The following is an 18,010-nucleotide window of genomic DNA, read 5'->3' as shown; positions in this document are numbered from 1 at the left end:
TTGGTTCGGAACTATGGTCGTTGGCGAACCAAACGGTTCTGGAACCGGCGAGACGAGGACACGATGACCGCGCGATGGCAGGAACTCAGGGATCGGACCGAGGGCGTTTCAGCCGCCGAACTGGACGACCTGTGGGGCCGGCTGCGGCCCGCCCGCGCCGAGGACATCCTCGGCGAATGGCGCGGTGACGCGTTCCAGACCGGCCACCCGCTGTGCCGGGCACTGCCGGCCAGCCGCTGGTACGGCAAGACGTTCCTGGCGCTCGACGACGCGAAACCACTGATCTGCCGGGCCGAGGACGGCACTCTGTTCTCGAATGTGGAACTCGGGCAGGGCGAAGCGACGCTGTGGAATATCGAATTCCGCGGCGAGGTCACCGCGACGATGGTCTACGACGGGCGCGCGGTCTTCGATCATTTCAAGTGGCTCGACGAGACCACCCTGATGGGCATCATGAACGGGCGCCCCGAACTGGTGCTCTCGCGCGGTGAGCACTTCTATTTCCTGTTGGAGCGGGTGTCCTGATGCGCACGACCGCGGTGCTCTCGCGTGACCCGTCCGCGCCCTTCACGATCGAGACGGTCGAGGTCGACCGAGCACGCGCCGGTGAGGTGCTGGTGCGGATCCACGCCGCCGGCGTGTGCCACACCGACCTGGTGAGCCGGCGCGCGGGCGCCGCCGACCGGCCGGTGCTGCTCGGGCACGAAGGAGCGGGCGTGGTCGAGGCGGTCGGCGCGGACGTGCGTTCGGTGCGACCGGGCGATCACGTGGTGCTGACGTTCCGGCATTGCGGCGCGTGCGCGAACTGCCGGGCCGGACGTCCGGCCTACTGCAGGCGTGCGAACGCGTTGAACCAGTTCGGCCGGCGCGCGCACGAGCAGCCACGAGTGACCGTCGACGGCGCCTCGGTGCTGGACGGTTTCTTCGGGCAGTCGAGCTTCGCCGGGTACGCACTCGCCGCCGAGGACAACACCGTCGTCATCGACTCCGCGATCGACCTCGCCGTGGCGGCACCGTTCGGGTGTGGATTCCAAACCGGCATGGGCGCCGTGCTCAACGTCCTCCGCCCGGAGCCCGGCTCCTGGTTGACCATCTACGGTGCGGGCGCGGTCGGGATGGCCGCGTTACTGGCCGCCCGGACGATCCCCGGAGTTCGTGTCGCCGTCGTGGAAACATCCGCCGCGCGCCGCGACCTCGCCCGTGAACTCGGCGCCGACGCCGCCATCGACCCGGCGGAATCGCCCACCACCCCGGCGATCCGCGAGCTGACCGGCGGCGGCGCGACCCATGCCCTCGACACCACCGGCGTCGCGAGCGTCCTCGGTGATGCCGTCGCCGCGCTCACCACGGGTGCGACGGTGGTCGCCGTCGGGCTGGGCGCCGGTACGCCGCCGATCGATATCAGCGAGATCGTGCTGCACGGCAAGACTATTCGCGGGTGCCTGGAGGGCGATGCGGTACCTGGCGAATTCATTCCGCATCTACTGCGGCTGCACGGGCGCGGTCTGCTGCCGGTGGAGCGGCTCATCGCCTGCTACCCGCACACCGAGATCGGTTCCGCGCTCGCGGATCAACGCGCGGGCCGGGTCGTCAAACCCGTCCTCACGTGGTGAGGTCCGGCGGCCACGCGATGTCATCGATCGCGAGCCACGGTGCCCGCGCCACAGCGGCCGGGGTCAGGTCGGTGATCGCCTTGGTGCGACGGTGCAGATGGGATTGGTCGGCGTAGCCGGCCTCGACCGCGGCGTCGGCGGGCGGGCGCCCTGCCGCCAGCAGATGGGCGGCGTGGTCGAAACGCACGAGTTCGGCCGCGTGCTTGGGCGTCACCCCGACATGGGCACGGAAGCGCGACCAGAGCCGCTGACGGGACCAGCCGGTCTCCGCGGCGAGAGCCTGGATCCGGACCAGACCTCTGGTGCGCACGGCCTGGTCCCAGGCGAAGGCGATCTCCGGTGCGACATCGAACCTTCCAGGTACCCGGCTGCGCAGGAACGCGGCGGCGAGGGCGAACCGGTCGTCCCACGACGGCGCCGAGCGGAGTCGCTCGGTCAGCTCCGCGGACCGATTGCCCCACAGCCGCGCCATCGGTGTCACGGCGCCGCCGATGACGTCGGTGTCGCGCAGCACCGCCGCCGCGACCACGGGCGACAAGCGGATCTGCAGGACGTCACCCGAACCGGCACCGGCGATACGTATCGCACCGCCGTGCAGGCCGACGATCGCGCTTCCCGCGATCGGCCGCCCGAGCACGTCGTACACGATGCCGTTCTCACCGAGATCGATCAGAAGCGTGACCAGGGGGTGCGGGATCATCGTCAGGTCGACGGTAGCGACGTCGCGATAACGGAAACCGGCCATCCGGACGCCCGGAGCGGGGCGTCGGGCGGGGACGACGACATCGACCCGGCTCCAGTCCCATCCGGCCGGTGCGGTCATGGTTCCCAGGCTAACCGCCGCACGCCGGCCCGACATTCGTTCAATACCGACGCCGAATCCGCGGCGACGCTATCGGTATGAGTTATTCGATTTCCGCAGGCACTCGTGTCGACACGACCGTGCACGGCGTGCGTGTGTCCGTCGACGGAGACCCGGCCGCACCGCCCGTGCTACTGGTCCACGGTTCGGGCGCGACCGGCGCCACCTGGGCACCGGTGATTCCGTCGCTGACCACCGGCTACCGGGTCATCACGATCGACCTTCCCGGATGCGGCCGCTCCGCGCCTGCGCCGACGTACGCCGTTGCGCAGCAAGCGGATCGGACGGCGATGGTGCTGGATGAGCTCGGCATCCGGAACCCGACGGTGGTCGGACATTCCAGCGGCGGGTACGTCGCCACCGCACTGGTGGAGCGGCGGCCAGACCTGGTCGGTGAACTCATCCTGGTCAGCACGGGACCAAGTCTGTCGGCGCTGCTTCCCGAGCCCGCGATCGTCCGGTTGCTGTCCACACCACCCTTCGGCCGGCTGGTGTGGGCGATTCGCACCGACTCGATGATCCGCCGGGCCGTCGCGGCGACGGCGGCGGCTCCCGTCACGGTGCCGGATGCGGCTCTGGCCGATCTGCGCGGGATGTCCTACCGAACCCTGCGCGCGATCCTGGCCGCCAACGGCGACTACATCGCCGCGCGGTCCGTGCCCGAGCGCCTCGTCGACGCCGGCAAGCCGGCTCTGGTGATCTTCGGAGATTCCGATCCCCGGTGGGATCCCGCATCGGCACACCAGTACGAGGCCGTGCCGGGCGCTGAGATCGCATACCTGCGCGGAGTCGGGCATATCGCGATGCTGGAGGACCCCGGCGCGCTGAGCCGCCTGATTCTCGACCGCGCGCAGTAAGCGGTCGGGGGCGGCTTCCAGCAGGCCGCGCCCGACGCCCTCACGACCGATCGAGATGGTCCTTCAACACATCGAGCCGACTGTCCCAATCGCGGGCGAGCGCAGCGAGGAATTGCTGCGCCACCCGCATGGGCGCCGAATGCAATCGGTAACGCACACGGCGACGCTCGCCCGGTTCGGCGACGACCAGCCCGGCTTCCGACAGCAGCGCAAGGTGTTTCGCGATCGCCTGCCTGGTGATCGGGAGCCCGGCGGCCAGATCGGTGGCCGTGGCGGGCCCTGCCGAGGCCAGCTCCGCCAGGATGGCACGGCGGCTCGGATCGGCCAGTGCGATGAAGACCTGTTCGGCGATCGCCTCGTTCTCAGGCAGCATCGAGATAGGTCACCAGTTCCCCGAGCTCCTTCGCCCACCCGTCGACATTGCCGGAATGGGCGGTCTTGTGTTCGTCGGCGGCGAGTTGCGCGAATCCGGTCTCCACGACGGTCAATCGGGTGCCGTCGCCGGTGGGTTCCAGGGTGAACTCCACGTAGGTGCGGCGCGGATCCTCGGCGGGCAGGCCGTAGATCTGCCAGGTGAAACCGAAGATGCGCGGGCGCTCGACCCGTTCCACCCGCAGTTGGTGCGAGCCGTGCTCGTCCCAGCGCAGCCAGGCCTCGCCGCCGGGGCGTAGATCGATGCTCGCCTCATTGCCGAACCAGGTGCCCAGCCCCTCTGCCGTGCTAATCGCCGTCCACACCTTCTCCGGCGGATGCGCCAGCTCGACGGTCCGCTCGATTCGATCAGGAAATCCCATGATGCACTCCTTTAGTAGCAATCCAACGGTTGCAATAGTATGGCAACTGATTGGTTGCGTCAATGTTTGGCGCTCCCCGATCTCCGATAGGCGGGCGTCGCCCCGGTCGCCGTAGTCGGGGGTCGCCGTTCTCAGGGGTCGCCGGTCGCCGTAGTCGAGGGTCGCCGGTCGCCGTAGTCGAGGGTCGCCGGTCGCCGTAGTCGAGGGTCGCCGGTCGCCGTCATCGGCGGTCATCGCCGGTAGTCGTGCCGGTGGTCGTCGCCGGTTGTCGTCGCCGGTCGTCGCCGGTGGCCGTTACCAGTAGCTGTCGCCGGTCGCCATATCCGGTCGCGGTCACCTGGCCGTCGCCGTGACCGTCAGGGTCGTCACCGGGCGCCGTCACCAGGGACCGGTCCCGTCGCTGGTGGCCGTTGTCGCGCGCCGGCGCCGGTACCGTGCGCGTTGATGAACCCCGCGAGCGGCCTCCGCCCGGAGACAGCCGACCGAGCCCGTCGGCAGGCCCGTAAGCTGGACCGATCATGGCGCGCACTGATTCGGATTCCTGCCCTGGCGTGTTGCGGTTGCACGAGGCCGCCGATGGACCGCTGGCGCGCGTGCGTGTGCCCGGCGGACGGCTGGAACCGCACCAGGTGCAGGCGCTGGCTGCGGCCGCCGACGAGCTCGGCGACGGCAATATCGAACTCACCTCACGCGGCAACGTGCAGCTGCGGCAGGTGCGCGATGCCCGTGAGCTGACCGGCCGATTGGAAACGGCGGGACTGCTGCCCAGCCGTACACACGAGCGGATACGCAATATCGTCGCCTCGCCGCTGTCGGGACGGATCGGCGGGCTCGCGGATGTGCACCCGCTGGTGGGCTCCCTCGATGCCGGATTGCGTGCGGCGCGGCGGCTCGCGGACCTGCCCGGACGGGTGCTCTTCGCGCTGGATGACGGGCGCGGCGACGTCAGCGCGCTCGGCCCCGATATCGGTGCGCACGCCGTCGGCGCCGACGAGTTCGCCATCCTGCTCGCCGGTCACGACAGCGGCCTGCGGGTCTCGGCCGCCGATACCGCAGACGTGCTGCTGGCGGCCGCGTACGGATTCCTCGAGCTCGGCTCCGGCCACTGGCGCCTGCACGAGATCGAGGACGGCGCCGAACGTCTCGTCGAGTCACTCGGGCTCACGCCGGTCTCGGCGCGTGTGGACATCTCCGCCGCGCCGCCCCCTCCGATCGGTTGGCTCCCGCAGGACAACGGCCTGGTCGCGCTGGGCGCGGGCGTGCGCCTGGGTTCCTTGCCTGCCCGCACAGCGGAGTTCCTCGCCGCCGTCGAGCGCCCCGTCTTCCTGACCCCCTGGCGCTCGCTGGTGCTCACCGACCTCGACGAATGGCCCGCTGAGCAGGTGGTGCGCGTGCTCGCCCCCATGGGCCTGATCTTCGACGCGAACTCCCCCTGGTTGCAGGTCACCGCCTGCGCCGGCCGCCCCGGCTGCGCCAAATCCCACACCGACGTCCGCGCCGACGCCACCGCCGCCATCGAATCCGGCCGCGTCGCCCCACCCGGCACCGAGGTCCCTTCCCTCGAAGCCCCGACTCCCGCCGACCAGATCATCGCCGCGGGCCGCCAACACTGGTCCGGCTGCGACCGCCACTGCGGCCGCCCCACCGGCCCGATCACCGACGTCATCGCGGGTCCCGACGGATATCGGATCGAATAGGCCTGCACAATCGGCTGCCGACCGATCATCGGCAGGCGCCAGCCCGGGCGCCGTCCCCAGCCCGCAGCCGGGGGAACGTGGCCGCTGAACCGGCCGTGTCATCGGCCGCGACGGTGGACATCTGGATCCCCGAGGCTGCGTGATCGTGGGCGCGAGCCGACGTGGTCGACCCACGGCAAGGCGCACGCGGGCCCGGTCATAGGCTGAGCGGCATGTCCGACGTGCGTGCCAGTTATCTCACCGACGCGGCCGAGATCTATCGGCGGTCGTTCGCCACGATCCGCGCCGAGGCGGATCTGAGCGGGTTTCCGCCGGATGTCGCGCAGGTGGTGGTGCGGATGATCCATGGATGCGGGCAGGTGGATTTGGCGGAAGATGTCGCGTTCACTCCGGGAGTGGTTGCTGCGGCGCGGGCGGCCCTGCGGGCGGGGGCGCCGATTCTGTGTGATGCGAACATGGTGGCCTCCGGGGTGACGCGCAAGCGGCTGCCTGCCGATAACGAGGTGCTCTGCCTGCTGCGCGACCCACGAGTGCCGGAGTTGGCGCAGCGGCTGGGCACCACCCGGTCGGCGGCCGCGCTGGAACTGTGGCGCGACCGGCTCGGCGGCGCGGTGGTCGCCATCGGCAATGCGCCGACGGCGCTGTTCCACCTGCTCGACATGCTGGACGCCGGAGCGCCGCGACCGGCGGCGGTACTCGGCATCCCGGTCGGATTCGTCGGCGCCGTCGAATCCAAGGACGCCCTGATCGAGGCCGGCGGGGTCGACTACCTGACCGTGCGCGGCAGGCGCGGGGGCAGCGCCATCACCGCCTCGGCACTGAATGCGATTGCGAGCGAACAGGAATGACCACGGCGGGCAAACTGTGGGGCATCGGGCTCGGCCCCGGCGACCCGGAACTGGTGACGGTCAAGGCGGCGCGGATCATCGGCGCGGCCGACGTGATCGCCTTCCACAGCGCACGGCACGGCCGCAGCATTTCGCGCGCCATCGCCGAACCGTACATGCGGCCGGGTCAGCTCGAAGAACATCTCGTCTACCCGGTGACGACCGAGACCACCGATCACCCCGGCGGCTATCAAGGCGCCATCGACGAGTTCTACGAGCAGGCCGCCGAACGACTGGCCGCTCACCTGGCCGCCGGGCGCAGCGTCGCGCTGCTGGCCGCGGGCGATCCGCTGTTCTACAGCTCCTACATGCATATGCACCGGCGGCTGGCCGACCGGTTCGAGGCCGAGATCATCCCCGGCATCACCTCGGTGAGCGCGGCGTCGGCGGCACTCGGCACCCCGTTGGTCGAGGGCGAACAGGTGCTGACCGTGCTGCCGGGCACGATGGCTGTCGACGAACTCACCGAACGCCTGCGCGACGCCGATGCCGCTGCCGTCATGAAGCTCGGCCGCACCTATCCCGCGGTGCGCCGGGCACTCTCGGATGCCGGCAAGCTGGGCGAGGCCTACTACGTCGAGCGGGCCAGCACCGGGCGTCAGCGGGTGCTGCCCGCCGCCGACGTGGCCGATGACGAGGTCCCCTACTTCGCCATCGCCATCGTGCCCGGACCGGAACCGACCACGCCGTTGCGCCTGAGCGCGCCATCCGGAAATCGTTCGGACGCACAGCATTCGGCCGGCCATGCCGGTGTGGCCGATTCGGCGACGGCCTTCGATCCGATCACGCCGACCGAGCAGCCGGCCGATTCCGGCGAAGTGGTCGTGGTCGGTCTCGGCCCGGGCGCCACCGCGTGGACGACCCCGGAAGTGGAGCGCGCGCTCGCCGAGGCGACCGACCTCGTCGGCTACACCACCTACGTCGACCGCGTGCCGGTGCGTCCCGGCCAGCGCAGGCACGCCAGCGACAACCGGGTCGAATCCGAGCGCGCGGCCATGGCATTGGATCTGGCCAAGAACGGTGCGCGGGTCGCGGTCGTCTCCTCCGGCGACCCGGGCGTCTTCGCGATGGCTGCCGCTGTGCTCGAGGAATCGGCCGATCCGCAGTGGAAGGGGGTTCCCGTCCGGGTGCTGCCAGGGGTGACCGCCGCCAATGCCGTCGCGAGCCGGGTCGGCGCACCACTCGGCCACGACTACGCGATGATCTCGCTGTCGGATCGACTCAAACCGTGGGAGGTGGTCGCGCGCAGGCTGTCCGCGGCCGCGGCCGCGGATATGGCCATCGCCATCTACAACCCGGCGTCGAGCCAGCGCACCTGGCAGGTGGCCGCCATGCGCGATGTGTTGCTCGAGCATCGCACCCCACTGACGCCGGTGGTGATCGGCCGCGACGTCGGCGGCCCCACCGAATCCGTTCGCGTGGTCTCTCTGGGTGATCTCGACCCGTCCGACGTCGACATGCGGACGCTGCTCATCATCGGCGCCTCGACCACCGCGGTCGTCGAGACCGAGGACGGACCGCGCGTCTACACCTCCCGGCGCTACCAGGTCTGAGTCGCTGCCCGCAGCCGGTTCCGGCAGCGGGTAGACTCGTCAACATTCCACTATGGAGTGTTGAAGGGAGCTGGAGTGGCGGACCGCGCGCGGACACGACCGCTGAACTCGACGGCCGCCTCCCTCCTCGGCTTCCTGCACGAGGGCCCGATGTCCGGGTGGGATCTGGTGAACCTGGCCCAGGAGCGGATCGGCGATTTCTGGACCATCACCCAGAGCCAGGTCTACCGCGAGCTCGCCGCCATGGACGCCGCGGGCCTGGTCGAGAAGGGGCAGACCGGTGCCCGCGAACGCACTCCCTACCAGATCACCGAGGCCGGACGCGGCGCCTTCCGCGAGTGGATCGCCCGCGACCCCGGCGCCGAAACCATCCGGGTCCCCCTGCTGCTGACGATGTCGTTCGGCGAACACCTCGACCCGGCCCATCTGGACGAGATCATCGCCGCTGGCCGCGACGTCCATCAGCGCCGCCTCGACGGTTACCTGCGCGAAGACTGCGCAGGCATGCGCCCCCACCAACGTGCCACCCTCGAATTCGGCATCGCCTACGAACGCGCCGTCCTCGAATGGTTCGACCACCTCCCCGCCCTCCTCGGCCGCGACCGCCCCGAGGTGGGTGCGACGGTGCCGTCGCCGCAGCGGGATCGACCGCGCCTCCATGACACCACCGGGGTTGGCGAACGGACCGGAGCCGGTCACTGAGGTGATCGATCGGTCGATGCCCGAATCCGGCCGGCCGTCAGCCTGAATCCGCCGCCCGCCGGGCGCGCTTCGGGGGTTGATCGGCGCGGTGCGACGTTGAGTCGAGCCAACTCACCCGCACCACCAGACCGGACGACCGCAACCGCGACAGTCGTCCTCCCAACTGGTTGCATTGCCGAAGCAGTGCCGGTACGTTCATAACTGCTTGCGAATTGCAATCAGAAAGGGTTCCGATGACACAGTTCGTGCGGGTGCAGAACTTCAGCATTTCCCGCGATGGGTACGGCGCCGGCGTCGGGCAGAGCCTGGAGCGGCCGTTCGGGCATGCGAATCCGGCGGACTTCATGTCCTGGGCGGGAGCCACCGCGCACTGGGTGAACCGGACAGAGCCGGGCGGGACCTACGGCCTCGACGACTACATCACTCGTGATTACGCCAACAATATCGGCGCGGAGATCATGGGGCGCAACAAGTTCGGACCGCAGCGGGGGCCGTGGGAGAACTACGACTGGCAGGGCTGGTGGGGCGATGAACCTCCGTTCCGCACCCCGGTTTTCGTGCTCACTCATCACCCGCGGCCGTCCTTCACGCTGGCCGACACCACGTTCCACTTCCTCGATGCGACCCCGGAACACGCCCTGGCCCGCGCCTTCGAGGCCGCCGACGGCAAGGATGTCCGGATCGGCGGCGGCGTGGCCACGGTGCGGCAGTTCCTCGACGCCGATCTCATCGACCAACTGCACGTGGTGGTCGCGCCCGTCGAACTGGGCAAGGGGGAACGGTTGTGGTCGAGCCCGGACGAACTGACCGATCGTTTTCATCTCGAGCGGATTCCGAGCCCCAGCGGGGTGGTGCACCACTTCTTCTGGCGGCGGTGAACGCCCACCGTCACGAGTCCACGAGCCCTGGTCGAGCGCCGCTGTCCCCGCGACGATGTAACCACTTCACCGCATCGGCAACGGTAGCGACGACCTCGATGCCCGCGGGGAGCGCGGGCCGGTCGATCATCAGCACCGGCAGCCGCGCCGCGCGCGCGGCCGTGAGTTTCGCGGCGGTATCGGCGCCTCCGCTGTCCTTGGTGACGAGGACGTCGATCCGGTGCCAGGCCAGGAGTTCGGACTCCGCTTCGACACTGAAAGGCCCACGCGCGAGCAGCAATTCGTGGCGCGGCGGCAACGCCGTTTCGGGTGCGTCGATGGCGCGGATGAGGAACCACTGAGCGCGATGGCCGGCGAACGCGCCGACACCCTGGCGTCCGATGGTGAGAAATACCCGCTCCCCCAACTCGGTGACTCGCGCGGCCGCGGCCGCGAGGTCGGGCACGCGAATCCAGGTGTCGCCCGGACCGGCCGACCAGCCCGGGCGGCTCAGCCGCAGCAAGGGAGTGCCGGCGGCGCGGCAGGCGATCGCCGCATTGCCGGTGATGGTGTCGGCGAACGGGTGGGTCGCGTCGACGACGGCATCGATCCGCCGGGTCAGCAGGAACTCGCGCAGGCCCTGTGGTCCGCCGAACCCGCCGACGCGGACCTCGCCGGGCGGCAGGAGGGGGTCGCGAACACGTCCGGCGAGCGAGGAGACGATCGCGAATCCTCGCTCGCCGGAGGCGATGCGGGCCAGTTCCCGGGCCTGCCGGGTTCCGCCCAGGATCAGGATGTTCAGGGCTGGCCGCTGAAGTAGGCCAGGCCCGCGTTGAGCAGCTCCGGGCCACCCGCGACCGCGAGGCCGATGATGGCGCCGAGCACCGCGCCGGGCAGGATGCCGACACCGAAGAACAGGATGCCCACCGCGGCGCCGATCAGGCCGCCGACCAGCGCACCGAGCGAGGCCCGCTGCAGTTCGGCCATGAACCAGCCCTGGGCAGAGATGAACTCGGCCTGGCTCGGCGCTGCCGCGGTCGGGGTGACCTGCGGGGTCAGGGTGAGCTTGCTGCCGTCGGCGTCGACGCTCGCGGCGATCTCGACCGGCTGCCCCTTGGCGGTGGCGGTCAGCGGGATCGTGGTGACGACGGCGCCGTCGGCGTTCTTCAACGTCACCGTCTTGTCGTCGGTGTCGAGGCTGAAGGCGCCCCCGGTCACGGTGGTGACCAGCGACTTGCCGGCCTCGGCGAGCTCGAGGGTGTAGTCGACGCCCTGGTCTTCGCCGGTGACCGTTGGCACCGCGGTGCTCTGGTCCTGGGCGGCGGGCGGGGTGGGCGAAGGAGCGGCGTAGGAGGTTCCTGCGCTGACCCCGGTGGCGGCGACCGCGAGAAGAGCGGTGGCGGCGAACTTCTTGTACTTCATGTAACTCCCCGGTCAGGAAATTCGGTTTCCGATCGCGATCGGAACTCGGACCAGACCCTACCGCGTGGAACAGCCCTGTTTCACCCGTGGGCACGACCGGATCGCCGCTCAGGCCGAGCCCTTGACCACCGACCATTGCGCCACCGGCAGCTGCGGCCGCCACGCGGTGAACCCGCCGAGGGGCTCGGCCCGGTAGACCTGGAATTTGCGCAGCTCACCGCCGTGCGCGGCGGCGAGACCGACCAGCATGGCCTCGGTTTCGGCGGTCACCGCATTGGCCACCAGCCGCCCACCCTGGCCTAGATGTGACCAGCATGTCTCGAAGACGCCGTCCTGGGTGAGTCCGCCGCCGAGGAAGATCGCATCGGGTACGGGCAGGTCAGCGGTCGCGAGTTCGGCTCGGACCTCACCGCGCACCTCGACGGCCGGGGCGCCGAGCGCGGCGGCGTTGTCCGCGATCCGCTGCCTGCGCTGGTCGAGCCGTTCGAAACTCACCGCCCGGCAGCTGGGGTGGGTGCGGCACCATTCGATGGCGATGCTGCCGGAACCGCCGCCGACGTCCCAGAGCAGTTCGCCGGGGGCCGGTGCGAGAGCACTCAGGGTGAGTGCACGGATCTCGGATTTGGTGAGCTGGGTGTCGCGGCCGTACAGGATGTCGGGCAGCCCGGGCAGTCGAGTCGTGCGGGGCCGATCGGCGTCGGCGGCGACCTCGATCGCCACGATATTGAGCGGGTCCGTGCGCGGGTCGTCCCAGGTCGAGGCGGTCGCGGTGACAATGCGCTCGCCGGAGCCGCCGAGCTGTTCCAGAACGGTGAGCGTCGAGGAGCCGAAACCGTTGCGGCTGAGCAGCTCTGCGATGACGGCGGGGGTGCCCGCGTCGGCGCTGAGCACGAGGATGCGGCGCCCGTCGGTGAGCTCGGGCAGCAGGTTCGCCGGTGCGCGGCCGACCATCGAGACCACCGGGATCTCGGCGAGCGGCCAGCCCAACCGCGCGCAGGCCAGCGACGCCGACGACGGTTGCGGAAGCACCCGCAGCGAGGCCGGGCCGAAGAGCTTGGCCAGCGTCACGCCGATGCCGTAGAACATCGGATCACCGCTGGCCAACACGCATATCCGGGCGTCGGCGTGCGCGCGCAGCAGGTCCGCGAGTGCGGGCAGCAGCGGGGACGGCCAGCTGATCCGCTGTGCGGTCACCTCGTCGGGGACGAGCGCGAGTTGGCGCGGCGAACCCATCAGCACGTCGCAGTGGGTGACCGACTCTCGTGCCGTCGCGCCGAGGCCGCCCCATCCGTCCGCGCCGATTCCGACGACCGCGATGGGAGCGCCGGACCATCGGAGGGGATCTGGGCGCCCGGTCATCGCGTCCATGGGGCAACCGGCCCGGACACCGCACCGTTGTTCATCGCGGCATCCTGCGCCAGATCGGCTGCGGCAGCATCCGGAACGCGATGAACACCAGCCGCAGGATGCCGGGCACCACGACCCGCTCCGCTCGCCGACGCAGACCCGTGACGACGGCCTCGGCGACCTGACCCGGCGTGCTGGAGAACGGCGCCGGCGCCATTCCCTCGGTCATCCGTCCGATGACGAATCCGGACCGCACCAGCATCAGGTGCACGCCCGTGCCGTGCAGGGCGTCACCGAGCCCGCTGGCGAACCCGTCCAGGCCGGCTTTGGCCGAACCGTAGACATAGTTCGCGCGCCGCACTCGCACGCCGGCGATGGAGCTGAAGACCACGAGCTGCCCGCTGCCCTGGGCGCGCAGCAGGTTCGCCAGCACCGTCAGCACACTGACCTGTGCGGTGAAATCGGTGTGCACCACCGCGAGCGCGTGCGCCGGATCGCGCTCGGCGCGCGCTTGATCGCCGAGGATGCCGAAGGCCACCACCACGACCCCGAGCGGCCCGTGTTCGGCGGCGATCTTCTCCAGCAGTGCGGGATGGCTCGCGGTGTCGTCGGCATCGAATTCCACGCAGTGCACCGCCGACGCGCCAGCGGCTTCGATCGCCGCCGTCTCGCCCGCGAGGTCCCCGCTGCGCCGCGCCGCGAGCACGACGGTCCGCCCCGCCGCCACCCGCCGCGCCACTTCGAGCCCGATTTCGCTGCGCCCGCCGAGCACCAGCACCGTCCCCGCGTCGAGTTCTCGCGCACTACGCCGTCCCATGCGCCCATCCTGTCATCCCGGCCGCGGCTGATCGCAACCACGAACGGCTATCGACTGCCCCGATCCCCGGTGTCGGCCTTTCGGAGGCCTGCGGCGGGGGCGGGGCGCAGCCCTCGAGCCGATGCGGTGACAGCTCGCACTACGTAGGTCGCTACGGTCGAGGCATGGCGATCGGTGCTGCTGTCCAACTCTCCCCTGCCGCTGTCGAGTTCGTGACCGAACGACATCTGGCCACTCTCACCACACTGCGCGCCGACGGAACACCGCACGTGGTGGCCGTCGGGTTCACCTGGGACGCCGAGGCCGGGATCGCGCGCATCATCACCAACGACGGGTCGGTGAAGGTGCGCAATGTCCGGCGCTCGGGGTACGCGGCGGTCAGTCAAGTCGACGGGATCCGCTGGCTGACGCTGGAAGGCCCGGCGACGGTGCTCGACGATCCGGTCAGCGTCGGCGAGGCGGTGCAACGGTACGCGGGGCGCTACCGGGTGCCGCGGGAAAACCCGACGCGCGTGGTCATTGCCATCCAGGTGCAGCGGATGCTGTCCAGCAGCACCTTGCGCGCGGAGTGAGCATCGGCAACGAGTGAGCGGGCGGCCCGGCGCGGAGGTCGATTGATGACGCCGGATCGCCAGGCGCGCACGTCCCGCACACCGATTGCGGTCCACAACCCGGCGCAGTGGTCGACTGCCGACGCTGGATCGTCAGGCGCGGACCGCCACCCGCGAGCCGGTGACACCCCACATCGGGGGTCCTCGGCTCAGAGCACCGTGAGCCCGTGTGGGCGCTGATTCATCGGTTCGGCGCCGTCCTCGGTGACCACGACGATGTCCTCGATGCGGGCGCCCCACTCACCGCGGAAGTAGATGCCAGGTTCGACGCTGAACGCCATGCCGGGCCGCATTTCGAGCTCGTTGCCCGCGACGATGTAGGGCTCCTCATGCACCGACAGGCCGATCCCGTGCCCGGTGCGGTGCAGGAACGCATCGCCGAGACCCGCGGCCTTCAGCGGTTCGCGGGCGGCGGCGTCCACCGATTCGGCGGTGACGCCGGGGCGCACCGCCGCGACGGCCGCCGCTTGCGCTTCTTCCAGCTCGGCGTAGCGGGTGGCCACCTCGGCGCGGGGCTCGCCGAGGACGTAGGTGCGGGTGCAATCGGAGTTGTACCCGGAAGCCACCGGGCCGCCGATATCGATGACGACGACGTCGCCTTGCTGCAACCGCCGCTCCGATTTCGTGTGATGCGGGATGGCGCCGTTCGGGCCGCTGCCGACGATGATGAACTCGGCCTCGGTATGGCCCTCGGCGATGATCGCGCGCTCGATATCCTCGGCCACCTCGGCTTCGGTGCGCCCGGGCAGCAGCCATTCCCCCATCCGGGCGTGCACCCGGTCGATGGCGGCGCCCGCTTCCCGCAGCGCCTCGATCTCGGCGGCGTCCTTGATCATGCGCAGTTCGCGCAGCACGGGTGTGGCCGAGGCCGGCAGGCCGCTGAAGGATTCGGCCAGCGGAATCAGGTGCAGGGCGGGCATGGAGTCGCTGACCGCGACGCGGGAGCCGACGTGCAACGTCGACTTCACGATCTGGTACGGGTCGACACCGTCAACCCAATCGTGGACCTGCAAACCCAGGTCCGACACCGCGGAACCGTCCAGCGCGGCCAGTTCCAGCTTGGGGATCACCACCGAAGGCGTGCCCTTGTCGGCGGGGATCACCAGGCAGGTCAGCCGCTCGAACGAATCGGCGGCCGAACCGATCAGATAGCGCAGATCCGGCCCGGGCGTGATGAGCAGCGCGTCCAGGTGAGCGTTGCGCATCGACTGCACCGCGCGCTCGAGCCGGTCGGCGTAGACGTCCGCCGCGAATCGTGAATCCGTGTGCGAGCTCATACCGCCCGACGTTACCCGTCCGAGGGTCCGCTCGGATCCACTCTGGGCGTTCAGTGTTGCTATGAGGTCGCTACGTAGGCCCGGCGGCCGGCGCCGGATCCGGCGACGACCGCACTGCCACCCGGGTGCGCGGCGCGCACCGCCGAGCCGGATCCTTGTCCCACGCTGCTGTCCGCGACGGCCCCGGCCCGGTGTTTCCCTCCGGCCCTGTCGCCCCCGGCGGGTAACCTCGGCCCGTGACGTCAGCCGCTCCCGCTACCGGTCCCCTGCTGCTGCTCGACGGGGCCAGCCTCTGGTTCCGCGCCTTCCACGCGATCCCGGAGAAGATCACCGCCCCCGACGGCCGCTCGGTGAACGCGCTGCGCGGCTTCACCGATATGGTCGCCGCCCTGATCACCCGCCACTCCCCCAGCAGGCTCGTGGTCGGCCTGGATCTGGATTGGCGGCCCCGGTTCCGGGTCGATCTGGTGCCCACGTACAAGACCCATCGCCTCGACACCTCCGCCGAGGCGGCGCCGGGTGCCGAGGAAGTGCCCGATCGGCTCACTCCGCAGGTGGCGATGATCCTCGACGTGCTGGCGGCGGCAGGCATCGCCACCGGCGGCGCCGAAGGCCTCGAAGCCGATGATGTGCTCGGCACACTCGCGACCCGCGAGCAGACCGATGAGGTGATCGTGGTGAGCGGCGACCGCGATCTGCTCCAGCTCGTCCGCGATACCCCGGCGCCCCCGGTCCGCGTGCTCTACGTGGGTCGTGGGCTGGCGAAGGCCGAGCTGTTCGGACCGGCCGAGGTATCCGCGAAATACGGTGTGCCGCTGGAGAATGCGGGCCCCGCCTACGCCGATATGGCGACGTTGCGCGGCGACGCCTCCGACGGCCTGCCCGGTGTTCCCGGTATCGGTGAGAAATCGGCCTCCACACTCATCACCCGCTTCGGGTCGCTGGATGCGTTGCGTGCCGCCGTCGACGATCCGGCCGCAGATCTCTCCCAGGGCATCCGCACCAAACTCCGTGCCGCCGAGGCCTATCTGTCCGCCGCCGCCCCGGTGGTCCGGGTGGTCCGCGACGCCGACGTCGCCCTCTCGCGCCCCGACATTCTCCCCACCACCCCCGCAGACCTCGACCGCCTGCGCGAACTCGCCGTCACCTACAACGCGGACAGCCCCATCACCCGCCTCATCACCGCCATGGGCGCGCCCCGCGGCTGAACAGCCCGTAGCCGGGCCCCGCGGCCCGCACAATCGATGCATGCGACCGACACTGCTGCTCGTCCGGCACGCCGACGCCGGGATACCCCGCGCCGACGGACCCGACGACCACCGTCGCGCGCTGACCGCCGCGGGCCGCCGCTCGGCTCGGCGACTGGTCTGCGAGCTGCTCGCCTGCGGTCCGACCGTAGTGGCGTCGAGCCCGTATCTGCGTGCGGTGCAGACCGTTGCGCCCACCGCACAGGCGGCGGGCCGCGCCGTGCGGACGGATAGTGCGCTGCGGGAATGGGATTCGGGGATCGCGCCGACGCCGGACTACGCGCGCTGGTACGCGCGGAGTTGGGCACGACCGGAGACGGCTCGGCCGGGTGGTGAAAGCCTGCGCCAGTTGTCGGAGCGGGCGGTGTCAGCGCTGAGTCGATGGGCGGAGGCAGCCGGTGGGCCGATCGTTGTCGGCAGCCGCGGGACGTTCATCGCCGCCGCACTGGCCGGATACGGAATCGCCGGCATCGGGTGGCCGTTCGTGCGGGCCATGCCGATGCCGGCGATTTACCGATTGGAGTTCGATCCGAGCGGTGCGGTGGTCGTCGCGGGCCCCGGGCTCTGAGGCGCACCCGACATTCTCCGGCGCTCCGACCCGGGCCGGGCCGTGCCGCGGGTGGCGGACCGGTGCCGCGGGTGGCGGACCGCCCGATCGAGGATCAGCTCGGGCGGCCGACCTCGTAGGTGCCGTCATCCTTGGTGATCTTGACGCTGACCTTCTTGGCCTCACCGCTGACCTTCAGGTCGCAGGTGAAGGTCGCGTCGACCTTGACTTCTTGGCCTGCGGGGCAGGACACATCGCTGACGTCTTCGATGCCGTAGGACTCCGAGAGCACCTTCTGCACACCGGACTGCACGGCCGCCTGGTCGAGTTCGTCCTTGGCGGTGAGCAGCAGGATGAGCGCGACGATGCCACCGACGATCGCGACACCGAGCACGGCCAGACCGATGATCAGGCCCTTGCTCTTACCGCCGCCGCCACCGCTCTGCTGCAGGGGCTGCTGCGGCTGGTTCGGGTTCCACTGCTGCTGGCCCTGCTGGCCCCAATCCTGTTGCGGCTGCTGGGGTTGACCCCATTGCTGCTGCGGCTGCTGTTGCGGCTGGCCCCACTGCGGCTGGGGCTGCTGCGGCTGCGCCCAGGGCTGGCTCTGCGGCTGGCTCGGCTGCTGGGGCTGGCCCCACTGCGGCTGGCCGGGTTGTTGTGGCTGGCCGGGCTGCTGGCCCCACTGCTGCTGCGAGCCCTGCTCAGCACCGCCCCACTGCTGGGTGGGCTGGGCCGCGGACGGCTGCTGGCCGCCCCACTGCTGGGTCGGCCCGGCCCCGCCGGGCGCCTGCTGTCCACCCCAGTGCTGGGTGGGATCGTTGCGTCCCTCCCCGGGACCAGGGGCGTCGTTCGGTCCGTACGGGCCGCTCATCTGGTTGCCTCCACTCGCATCGGTACACACACGGTAGCCCCCCGCGTGC

The 18,010-nt window shown here is 70.5% G+C and carries 20 protein-coding genes; 11 read left to right on the top strand and 9 right to left on the bottom strand.

The window, feature by feature from the left end; all coding sequences use genetic code 11:
• Positions 1–63 precede the first annotated feature (63 nt).
• Together GV790_RS04115 and GV790_RS04110 are read left to right on the top strand one after the other, a co-directional pair.
• Entirely contained in the window at positions 64–525 is a 462-nt protein-coding gene (locus GV790_RS04115; protein ID WP_163810650.1) for a DUF4334 domain-containing protein, read from the top strand.
• Complete coding sequence (locus tag GV790_RS04110; RefSeq protein WP_163810648.1) at positions 525–1,613, top strand: NAD(P)-dependent alcohol dehydrogenase; 1,089 nt, start codon at positions 525–527, stop codon at positions 1,611–1,613. The genes GV790_RS04115 and GV790_RS04110 overlap by 1 nt, the downstream gene beginning before the upstream one ends.
• Here GV790_RS04110 and GV790_RS04105 read toward each other — a convergent pair.
• Positions 1,603–2,436, bottom strand: coding sequence for a helix-turn-helix domain-containing protein (locus GV790_RS04105; RefSeq protein ID WP_256673017.1), 834 nt, complete (start codon positions 2,434–2,436; stop codon positions 1,603–1,605). The genes GV790_RS04110 and GV790_RS04105 overlap by 11 nt on opposite strands.
• Before the next feature lie 77 nt (positions 2,437–2,513).
• On the opposite strand from GV790_RS04105, the gene GV790_RS04100 reads away from it, so the two are divergent.
• Positions 2,514–3,332: an alpha/beta fold hydrolase gene (locus tag GV790_RS04100; protein ID WP_163810646.1), complete on the top strand. Its 819-nt coding sequence runs from the start codon at positions 2,514–2,516 to the stop codon at positions 3,330–3,332.
• A 40-nt stretch (positions 3,333–3,372) separates the two neighbouring features.
• Here the strand turns inward: GV790_RS04100 and GV790_RS04095 are convergent, their stop codons facing one another.
• Both GV790_RS04095 and GV790_RS04090 read right to left on the bottom strand, forming a co-directional pair.
• Complete coding sequence (locus GV790_RS04095) at positions 3,373–3,705, bottom strand: ArsR/SmtB family transcription factor (RefSeq protein WP_163810644.1); 333 nt, start codon at positions 3,703–3,705, stop codon at positions 3,373–3,375.
• A complete protein-coding gene (locus GV790_RS04090; RefSeq protein ID WP_163810642.1) occupies positions 3,695–4,126 on the bottom strand; it encodes an SRPBCC domain-containing protein in 432 nt (143 codons plus the stop codon). The genes GV790_RS04095 and GV790_RS04090 overlap by 11 nt, the downstream gene beginning before the upstream one ends.
• Before the next feature lie 518 nt (positions 4,127–4,644).
• Here GV790_RS04090 and cobG point away from each other — a divergent pair.
• The 5 genes from cobG (at position 4,645) to GV790_RS04065 (ending at position 9,843) form a co-directional block, all read left to right on the top strand.
• Positions 4,645–5,823, top strand: coding sequence for a precorrin-3B synthase (cobG, locus tag GV790_RS04085; RefSeq protein WP_163810640.1), 1,179 nt, complete (start codon positions 4,645–4,647; stop codon positions 5,821–5,823).
• 212 nt (positions 5,824–6,035) lie between these two features.
• The gene (locus GV790_RS04080; protein ID WP_163810638.1) at positions 6,036–6,671 is read left to right on the top strand and encodes a precorrin-8X methylmutase; all 636 of its coding nucleotides are present in this window, start codon (positions 6,036–6,038) and stop codon (positions 6,669–6,671) included.
• The gene (locus GV790_RS04075; RefSeq protein WP_163810636.1) at positions 6,668–8,263 is read left to right on the top strand and encodes a precorrin-2 C(20)-methyltransferase; all 1,596 of its coding nucleotides are present in this window, start codon (positions 6,668–6,670) and stop codon (positions 8,261–8,263) included. The genes GV790_RS04080 and GV790_RS04075 overlap by 4 nt, the downstream gene beginning before the upstream one ends.
• A 75-nt stretch (positions 8,264–8,338) precedes the next feature.
• Positions 8,339–8,965, top strand: a complete 627-nt coding sequence (locus GV790_RS04070) for a PadR family transcriptional regulator (RefSeq protein WP_309138977.1) — start codon at positions 8,339–8,341, stop codon at positions 8,963–8,965.
• A 233-nt stretch (positions 8,966–9,198) separates the two neighbouring features.
• Positions 9,199–9,843, top strand: coding sequence for a dihydrofolate reductase family protein (locus GV790_RS04065; protein WP_163810634.1), 645 nt, complete (start codon positions 9,199–9,201; stop codon positions 9,841–9,843).
• Positions 9,844–9,853: 10 nt separating this feature from the next.
• Here GV790_RS04065 and GV790_RS04060 read toward each other — a convergent pair whose 3' ends face one another.
• The 4 genes from GV790_RS04060 to GV790_RS04045 form a co-directional block, all read right to left on the bottom strand.
• Positions 9,854–10,624: a cobalt-precorrin-6A reductase gene (locus tag GV790_RS04060; RefSeq protein WP_163811086.1), complete on the bottom strand. Its 771-nt coding sequence runs from the start codon at positions 10,622–10,624 to the stop codon at positions 9,854–9,856.
• The gene (locus GV790_RS04055) at positions 10,621–11,244 is read right to left on the bottom strand and encodes a hypothetical protein (protein WP_163810632.1); all 624 of its coding nucleotides are present in this window, start codon (positions 11,242–11,244) and stop codon (positions 10,621–10,623) included. Before GV790_RS04055 ends, GV790_RS04060 begins: the two co-directional genes overlap by 4 nt.
• Before the next feature lie 108 nt (positions 11,245–11,352).
• A complete protein-coding gene (cbiE, locus tag GV790_RS04050; protein WP_163810629.1) occupies positions 11,353–12,603 on the bottom strand; it encodes a precorrin-6y C5,15-methyltransferase (decarboxylating) subunit CbiE in 1,251 nt (416 codons plus the stop codon).
• 40 nt (positions 12,604–12,643) lie between these two features.
• A complete protein-coding gene (locus GV790_RS04045) occupies positions 12,644–13,408 on the bottom strand; it encodes an SDR family NAD(P)-dependent oxidoreductase (protein ID WP_163810627.1) in 765 nt (254 codons plus the stop codon).
• Between the two features lie 164 nt (positions 13,409–13,572).
• Here GV790_RS04045 and GV790_RS04040 point away from each other — a divergent pair, with 164 nt between their 5' ends.
• Entirely contained in the window at positions 13,573–13,980 is a 408-nt protein-coding gene (locus GV790_RS04040) for a PPOX class F420-dependent oxidoreductase (RefSeq protein ID WP_163810624.1), read from the top strand.
• A gap of 188 nt (positions 13,981–14,168) precedes the next feature.
• Here GV790_RS04040 and GV790_RS04035 read toward each other — a convergent pair whose 3' ends face one another.
• Positions 14,169–15,296 carry a M24 family metallopeptidase gene (locus GV790_RS04035; RefSeq protein ID WP_163810622.1) on the bottom strand — a complete coding sequence of 376 codons (1,128 nt, stop codon included), beginning with the start codon at positions 15,294–15,296 and terminating at the stop codon, positions 14,169–14,171.
• 236 nt (positions 15,297–15,532) lie between these two features.
• Between GV790_RS04035 and GV790_RS04030 the strand changes: the two genes are divergently transcribed.
• Entirely contained in the window at positions 15,533–16,504 is a 972-nt protein-coding gene (locus GV790_RS04030) for a 5'-3' exonuclease (RefSeq protein WP_163810620.1), read from the top strand.
• Positions 16,505–16,544: 40 nt separating this feature from the next.
• Positions 16,545–17,111, top strand: coding sequence for a histidine phosphatase family protein (locus tag GV790_RS04025; RefSeq protein ID WP_163810618.1), 567 nt, complete (start codon positions 16,545–16,547; stop codon positions 17,109–17,111).
• A gap of 94 nt (positions 17,112–17,205) precedes the next feature.
• On the opposite strand, the gene GV790_RS04020 is transcribed toward GV790_RS04025, so the two are convergent.
• Complete coding sequence (locus GV790_RS04020; protein ID WP_163810616.1) at positions 17,206–17,961, bottom strand: DUF4333 domain-containing protein; 756 nt, start codon at positions 17,959–17,961, stop codon at positions 17,206–17,208.
• Between the last annotated feature and the right edge of the window lie 49 nt (positions 17,962–18,010).

This window comes from Nocardia cyriacigeorgica, from assembly GCF_010858045.1.
Lineage (GTDB): Bacteria > Actinomycetota > Actinomycetes > Mycobacteriales > Mycobacteriaceae > Nocardia > Nocardia cyriacigeorgica_E.
Note: the sequence above shows the minus strand (reverse complement) of the source record. Positions and strands in the feature narration are given on the sequence as shown.

Coding starts and splice junctions, on each gene's coding strand:
- GV790_RS04035 (WP_163810622.1), bottom strand. CDS start 15,296: ATGAGCTCGCACACGGATTCACGATTCGCGGCGGACGTCTACGCCGAC.
- GV790_RS04080 (WP_163810638.1), top strand. CDS start 6,036: ATGTCCGACGTGCGTGCCAGTTATCTCACCGACGCGGCCGAGATCTAT.
- GV790_RS04095 (WP_163810644.1), bottom strand. CDS start 3,705: ATGCTGCCTGAGAACGAGGCGATCGCCGAACAGGTCTTCATCGCACTG.
- GV790_RS04045 (WP_163810627.1), bottom strand. CDS start 13,408: ATGGGACGGCGTAGTGCGCGAGAACTCGACGCGGGGACGGTGCTGGTG.
- GV790_RS04100 (WP_163810646.1), top strand. CDS start 2,514: ATGAGTTATTCGATTTCCGCAGGCACTCGTGTCGACACGACCGTGCAC.
- GV790_RS04075 (WP_163810636.1), top strand. CDS start 6,668: ATGACCACGGCGGGCAAACTGTGGGGCATCGGGCTCGGCCCCGGCGAC.
- cobG (WP_163810640.1), top strand. CDS start 4,645: ATGGCGCGCACTGATTCGGATTCCTGCCCTGGCGTGTTGCGGTTGCAC.
- GV790_RS04115 (WP_163810650.1), top strand. CDS start 64: ATGACCGCGCGATGGCAGGAACTCAGGGATCGGACCGAGGGCGTTTCA.
- GV790_RS04055 (WP_163810632.1), bottom strand. CDS start 11,244: ATGAAGTACAAGAAGTTCGCCGCCACCGCTCTTCTCGCGGTCGCCGCC.
- GV790_RS04065 (WP_163810634.1), top strand. CDS start 9,199: ATGACACAGTTCGTGCGGGTGCAGAACTTCAGCATTTCCCGCGATGGG.
- GV790_RS04040 (WP_163810624.1), top strand. CDS start 13,573: ATGGCGATCGGTGCTGCTGTCCAACTCTCCCCTGCCGCTGTCGAGTTC.
- GV790_RS04105 (WP_256673017.1), bottom strand. CDS start 2,436: ATGACCGCACCGGCCGGATGGGACTGGAGCCGGGTCGATGTCGTCGTC.
- GV790_RS04020 (WP_163810616.1), bottom strand. CDS start 17,961: ATGAGCGGCCCGTACGGACCGAACGACGCCCCTGGTCCCGGGGAGGGA.
- GV790_RS04090 (WP_163810642.1), bottom strand. CDS start 4,126: ATGGGATTTCCTGATCGAATCGAGCGGACCGTCGAGCTGGCGCATCCG.
- GV790_RS04025 (WP_163810618.1), top strand. CDS start 16,545: ATGCGACCGACACTGCTGCTCGTCCGGCACGCCGACGCCGGGATACCC.
- GV790_RS04110 (WP_163810648.1), top strand. CDS start 525: ATGCGCACGACCGCGGTGCTCTCGCGTGACCCGTCCGCGCCCTTCACG.
- cbiE (WP_163810629.1), bottom strand. CDS start 12,603: ATGACCGGGCGCCCAGATCCCCTCCGATGGTCCGGCGCTCCCATCGCG.